General features: G+C 46.8%; 2 protein-coding genes and 1 pseudogene. All 3 read right to left on the reverse strand.

Annotated features, from left to right (window positions below; translation table 11 throughout):
• A partial coding sequence (locus J5F18_RS20475) for a GTP-binding protein (RefSeq protein ID WP_346302279.1) occupies window positions 1–96 on the reverse strand: 96 nt, incomplete at its 3' end.
• A 40-nt stretch (window positions 97–136) separates the two neighbouring features.
• Entirely contained in the window at window positions 137–607 is a 471-nt protein-coding gene (gene rpsG / locus J5F18_RS20480) for a 30S ribosomal protein S7 (RefSeq protein ID WP_346300323.1), read from the reverse strand.
• A 76-nt stretch (window positions 608–683) separates the two neighbouring features.
• A pseudogene (rpsL, locus tag J5F18_RS20485) lies at window positions 684–754 on the reverse strand (30S ribosomal protein S12); the annotation flags it as partial.

A 754-nucleotide genomic window follows, 5' to 3' on the forward strand; every position in this document is an offset into this window, starting at 1 on the left:
GAAAAGTACACGCTCTGTGGTGGTTGTTTTACCTGCGTCTACGTGAGCACAGATACCGATATTACGGTAACGCTCGATCGATGTTTGTCTTGCCACAATTGCTTCCTCTTAAATTAGAGATTTGAGCGTGAATTAATTACCAGCGATAGTGAGCAAACGCTTTGTTCGCTTCCGCCATACGGTGTACGTCTTCACGCTTCTTCACTGCAGAACCTTTGTTCTGAGAAGCATCTAGCATTTCACCCGCCAGACGTTGAGCCATAGATTTCTCACCACGGCCGCGTGCAGCGTCGACCATCCAGCGCATTGCCAGCGTGTTACGACGAACAGGACGAACTTCTACTGGCACCTGATAAGTCGAACCACCAACACGGCGAGACTTAACCTCTACCGCCGGACGAATGTTGTCCAGAGCATCTTCAAATACTTCGAGGTGATCTTTTCCAGCTTTTTGCGCAACGATGTCTAAAGCACCGTATACGATATTTTCAGCGACTGATTTTTTACCATCAACCATGACAACGTTGATAAATTTTGCCAACAACTCTGATCCGAACTTAGGGTCCGGCAGGATTTTACGTTGACCGACGACGCGTCTTCTAGGCATTAGAATTCTCCGATATCTTCAGGGATAACCCAAAACTTACAAATTTTTAGTTTGGCCTTACTCGAACGGAGAACCGTTAAGATTTAGGCCGCTTAACGCCGTACTTAGAACGGCCTTGCTTACGATCTTTTACACCAGCGCAGTCAA

This window comes from Halomonas sp. BM-2019, assembly GCF_017584085.1.